Source organism: Saccharomonospora halophila 8 (assembly GCF_000383775.1).
Classification (GTDB): domain Bacteria; phylum Actinomycetota; class Actinomycetes; order Mycobacteriales; family Pseudonocardiaceae; genus Saccharomonospora; species Saccharomonospora halophila.
The window spans coordinates 1-5,499 of record NZ_KB912495.1; the positions used below are offsets into that span (position 1 = coordinate 1).

Consider the following 5,499-nt stretch of genomic DNA (forward strand, 5'->3'; position numbering starts at 1 on the left):
CGGCGCGGCGTCGCCGGGGAGGACCCGGCGGCGCACCGAGAGGCCGGCGAAGGTCCCCTCGGCCGTGTGCCCGCCCACGGGGACGTCGAGGTCGGTCACCAGCAGGTGCTCGGTGAACTGCGGTGCCCGCGCCAGCAGGGTCCCGTCGGCGCCGACGACGATCGAGTCCCCGTCGAAGACGAGGTCGTCCTGCCCGCCCACGAGGTTGGTGTAGACCACAGGGGCCCCTGCCTCCGCGGCGCGGCGTGCCACCAGCGGGAGTCGCACGTCGTCCTTGGACCGTTCGTACGGTGAGGCGTTCGGCGACACGACGAGGTCGACACCCGCCCCGCCGAGCGCCGTCACCGGTCCGCCCTCCTGCCACAGGTCCTCGCAGACCACCACACCGATGTCCACGCCGTGCGCCCGCACCACGTCGAGCGCCGTGCCGGGCGCGAAGTGGCGCCGCTCGTCGAAGACGCCGTAGTTGGGCAGGTGGTGCTTGTACTGGGTGGCCACCACCTCGCCCCGGTACAGCGCGGCCACCGCGTTGCGCGGCCCGGCGGCGTCGGCGTCCAGGTAGCCGACCCAGGTGAGCAGCTCGCCGCACCCCTGTTCGGCCAGGCGGGCGGCCAGCCGCGGCAGCGCGTCCGCCGAGGCGGACGAGAACGCCGTCCGGAGGGCGAGATCCTCCACCGGGTATCCGGTGAGCGACATCTCCGGGAACACGGCGAGGTGCGCCCCCGCCGCGGCGGCCTCACGGGCCCGCGCCACCGTCAGGTCGGCGTTCCCGGCGAGGTCGCCGACGGTCGTGTTCACCTGGGCCAGGGCGATCCGCAGTCGGGGCATGACCCCCATTGTCCCCCGCGCCGCCATGGCCGGAGGTGGGCCGGGTGCCTCAGTCCCGCTTCTTGCGCAGCGTCGCCCGCACCTTCTTCAGCGCCTGCTCGGCGTCCGAGTCGAACGGGTTGTCGTGCACCAGGTAGGTCCACGTCGAGGTCGGCCTGCGCACGCCCGCTCCCGCCAGGTCGACGCCGTCCGCGGTGACCTCCGCCTCGCGCAGGGTGGCCGCCGCCCGGGACTCCGCCTCGCCCCGGATCTTGCGGAACGCCGGGATCGCGGTGCGGTGGAACTCGTCGAGCGGTGCCTCCTTGGCCAGCGCCCGGAGATGGATCGTCTCCCGGACATCGGTGAGGAAGGCCAGATGGTCGGCCCACAGCTGGTCGAGGTGGAACAGCACGATCTCCCGGCAGGCTTGGTCCACCGTCGCCGCGTCGAGTGCCTCGGCCAGCTCGGCGACGCGGTCCGGCTCGGCCTCGGCGAGCAACCGCCGGGCCTCCTCGGTGCGCAGCACCTCGTCGCGGTACTTCAGCATCTCCGCGCGCTGGTGCTCGATCAGCCGCGTGTAGCGCCAGGTGTTGCGGTGGATCTCCAGATCGACGCCTTCCGCGACCCGCTGCGCGTGGTTGATCTGCCGGTGCGCCGCGGGGTCGGTGACCTCGCCGCTGTCCTCGTCGGCGGGCAGGTCGGCCACGTCCGGCGCGTGCGCCAGCACCAGTTCGTCGGCGAGGCTGGCGAAGAACACCGAGCTGCCCGGGTCGCCCTGCCTGCCCGCCCGACCGCGGAGCTGGTCGTCGAGCCTGCTGCTCGGATACCGTGCGGTGCCGATCACGTGCAGACCACCCAGCTCGGCCACCCGCTCCGCGTCGGCGCCGTCCGCGCCCCCGAGCCGGATGTCGGTGCCGCGGCCCGCCATCTGCGTGGACACCGTGACGGCGCCGCGGGTTCCCGCCTCGGCGATCACCGACGCCTCCTCCGCGTCGTTGCGCGCGTTCAGCACCACGCACTCGATCTCGGCCTTGCGCAGCTTCTCCGCCAGCTCCTCGCTCTCGGCGACGTCCTGCGTCCCCACCAGCACGGGCCGTCCGGTGTCGTGGACCGAGCGGATCTCGGCCACGATCGCCCGCAGTTTGCCGGTCGGCGTGCTGAACACCCGGTGCGGCAGGTCCTCGCGGATGTTCGGGGTGTTCGGGGGGATCACCGCGACCTCCAGCCGGTAGAACTCGCGCAGCTGCTCGGCCACGGCCTCCGCCGTGCCCGTCATCCCCGCCACCCGCGGGTAGCGCGCGAGCAGTGCCTGCACGGTGATCGAGTCGAGGATCTCGCCGTGGTCGGACGGCGGGAGCTGTTCCTTGGCCTCCACCGCCGACTGCAGCCCGTCCGGCCAGCGCTGCAACTCGGCGACCCGGCCGCGGGAGGCATTGATCAGTTGCACCCGGCCGTCCCGCACCAGGTAGTCCACGTCCCGGGTGAGCAGGGCGTGCGCGTGCAGGGCGGCGTTGACGGCCGCGAGCCGGTCGGTGGCCTCCTCGGCGTAGAGGTCCACCCCGCCGAGCGCCTTCTCCACCACCGAGGCCCCCTCGGGGGTGAGCCACGCGTTGCGCCCGTCCGGGTCCGTCTCGTAGTGCAGGTTCACCCGCAGCCGCCGGACGATGTCGGCGACCTCCTCGTCGGCCACGCCCGCGTCCACGGAACCGGCCATCACCAGCGGCACCCGGGCCTCGTCCACGAGCACCGAGTCGGCCTCGTCCACGATCGCCACCTCGGGCTCCGGCTGCGCGAGGTCGTCGACCCTGGTGACCAGCCGGTCCCGCAGCACGTCGAAGCCGATCTCGCTGACCGCGCCGTAGCACACCTCGGCGTCGTAGGCCGCCTGCCGCTCCTTCGCGTCCAGGGCGGGCTCGACCCAGCCGACGGACACTCCCAGCAGGTCGTACACGGGGCGCATCCACTCCGCGTCGCGGCGGGCGAGGTAATCGTTCACCGAGATCAGATGCACCCGGCTGCCCCGCAGCGCGTGCCCGGCCGCGGCCAGCGCACCCGCCAGGGTCTTGCCCTCACCCGTGGCCATCTGCACCACGTGTCCGGTGAGCAGGCCCATCACGCCGAGCAGTTGGACGTCGAACGCGCGCTCGCCGAGCCGCCGGTGCGCGGCCTCCCTGCCGAGCGCGCAGATCTCGGTCAGCGTCCCGTCGTCGAATCCGGTCGCGTCGCGCAGTGCCGTCGCCCGCTCGGTGAGCTCCTCGTCGGAGAGTCCGGTGAGCTCGTCCCCGCGCTCGGCGACGGCGGGCAACAGGGCCTCGTACCGGGTCAGTTCGACACTGGCGGGTTTCTGGAGGAGTCGCCGCATCCTCTTGCCGACCCGGCCCATCAGCGCCACCAGTGTCTCTCCTCCCTGTTCGTCCCGGAGCGGGGTAACGCTCCGTTTCTTACCGAGCGTGTAGCGCTCCGTTCATGCACCGAGCGGGTAACGCGTCCGGGTACCGTACGGTTCCCGCATCGTCCGGAAGTGGCACGATCGCGAACGTGCTCACACGGAAACGCTACCTGCCCGGGGCAACCGTCCTGCTCGTCACGGTCCTCGCGGCGTGCTCGGGGCCGGCGTCGGAGTCCCCCGACCGGACCGCACCGGCCGGCCCGGTCCCCGAGGGGCTGGAGACCTACTACTCCCAGCAGCTCGACTGGGGCGAATGCGCACCGTACGCGACATCCGCCTACACGCGGCAGGCCTTCTCGACGGTCCCCGAGACCGTCGAGTGCGCGCGGATGACGGTCCCGCTCGACTACTCGGAACCCGCCGGGGAGACCGTCTCCCTCGGGTTGCTGCGGCAACCGGCCGAGGACGGCGGCGAGCGGCTCGGCTCCGCCGTGATCAACCCGGGCGGCCCCGGGGGATCCGGCATGTCCCGGGCCGCGTACATGACCCAGGGCGAATGGGACGGCAGGCTCGCCGAGCGGTTCGACCTCGTCGGCTTCGACCCGCGCGGGGTGCAGGCCAGTGAGCCCGCCGTCGACTGCTTCACCGACAAGGAGATCGACGCCGACCGCAACGACCTCGACGAGTACGACGGGCGCCCCGAGGCCGTCGCCGAGGCCGAGCGGGAGGCGCGGGAGTACGGCCGGCAGTGCGCCGAGCGCACCGAGCACGGCGAGGAGATGCTGGCCAACCTGGGCACCCGGGACGTGGCCCGCGACCTGGACGTGCTGCGGTCGGTGCTGGGGGACGAGCAGCTGACCTACATCGGGTGGTCCTACGGCACGCGGATCGGCTACACCTACGCCGAGCGGTTCCCGGGCAACGTCCGCGCACTCGTGCTGGACGGCGCGGTCGACCCCGAACAGGACGCCATGGAGTCCCTGGTGGCGCAGTACGAGGGCTTCGGGGACACCTTCGGCCAGTTCGCCCGGTGGTGTACGGGGCGCGAGGACTGCGCACTCGGGAACGATCCGGCCGGCGCCGTCGGGGCGTACCAGGACCTGACCCGCCCGCTGCTCGACCGGCCCGTCGACCTCCCCGACGGCAGGGTGCTGTCCTACGAGGACGCGACCACCGGGACGATCGCCGCGCTCTACGACAACCAGAGCTGGCCGATGCTGAACCGGGGGCTCACCGAGCTCGCGCAGGGGCGGGGCACGACCCTCATGATGCTCGCCGACAACTACCTGCAGCGCGGCCCGAACGGCCGCTACTCGAACATGCACGAAGCGCTGACCGCGGTCAACTGCGTCGACGAGCCGCCGGTGACCGACCGGGAGCGCAACGCCGAGATGCAACGGCAGGCGCTGGACGCCGCGGAGTTCCTCGACCCCGGACTGCCCCCGTCGTCGGCGCGCGGGCCCTGCGCGTTCTGGCCCGTCGACCACACCTCCGAGCCACGGCTGCCCGACGTCGACGGGGTCCCGCCCCCGCTGGTGATCTCGTCGACGGGTGACCCCGCGACCCCGTACGAGGCCGGGGTCAGCCTCGCCGAGGCCCTGGGCGGCAGACTGCTGACGTTCGAGAGCGCGCGGCACGGTGCGTTCCTGACGGCGGGTAACGACTGCATCGACGAGGCGGGTGCGGAGTACCTGATCAGTGGCACCCTGCCGCCGGAGGGCACCCGCTGCAGTCCGGCGTGACGCCGAACCGCCGCCGCCGGGATCAGGACCCGGTGGCGGCGGTCTCGTGTCCGTCGAGGGCGAGTTCCAGCATCACGGCGCCCTCGTTCTTCTGCCGGGGCGGGACCTGCATCCAGACCCGCAGCAGATGTCCCCGCCCGTGCCCGGCCACCCAGAACTTCACCGCGACGTCGTCGTGGACGCCGGGCACGAACTCCGCGACCACCTCCCGGTCGAGCTCGCCGCCCACCCGGTAGCTGGGGACCCCGTCCAGCTCCTCCCGGCTCTCGGTCTCCAGCGCGGTGGCCTCACGCAGCAGCGTGGTCAGCCCGTGCTCGGGATCGAGCAGCCGTGCCGGTGTCAGCGGGCCGGGTGCGGGCCGCGTCCGGCCCACGCCGCCGTCCCGGTCCGTGGTGCTGTCGTCGGAGTCGGTCAACCGCAGTTCGGCACCGTCGAGCACGTAGTCGTACCGGTGGCGCTCGGTCCCCCGTTGCACGTCCGCCGCACCGCGCGCGAACCCGTGCGGGCCCCCGTCGCGGGTCGCCACGCCCTCGACCGTCCGGACCGGCAGTCCGGGCAGCG

4 protein-coding genes are annotated in these 5,499 nt (G+C 73.1%); 1 reads left to right on the forward strand and 3 read right to left on the reverse strand.

Going from position 1 to position 5,499, the window contains the following annotated elements:
- Positions 1-828, reverse strand: an 828-nt coding sequence (locus tag SACHA_RS0104260; RefSeq protein ID WP_028662876.1) for a nitrilase-related carbon-nitrogen hydrolase, incomplete at its 3' end; no start/stop codon positions are given.
- Between the two features lie 49 nt (positions 829-877).
- The gene (gene secA2 / locus SACHA_RS0104265; protein ID WP_408640314.1) at positions 878-3,190 is read right to left on the reverse strand and encodes an accessory Sec system translocase SecA2; all 2,313 of its coding nucleotides are present in this window, start codon (positions 3,188-3,190) and stop codon (positions 878-880) included.
- Positions 3,191-3,345: 155 nt separating this feature from the next.
- Here secA2 and SACHA_RS0104270 point away from each other — a divergent pair, with 155 nt between their 5' ends.
- Complete coding sequence (locus SACHA_RS0104270; protein WP_019807474.1) at positions 3,346-4,938, forward strand: alpha/beta hydrolase; 1,593 nt, start codon at positions 3,346-3,348, stop codon at positions 4,936-4,938.
- A 22-nt stretch (positions 4,939-4,960) separates the two neighbouring features.
- Here the strand turns inward: SACHA_RS0104270 and SACHA_RS0104275 are convergent.
- Positions 4,961-5,499 (reverse strand): LppX_LprAFG lipoprotein (locus tag SACHA_RS0104275; RefSeq protein WP_019807475.1); only part of this gene is annotated, 539 nt, incomplete at its 5' end.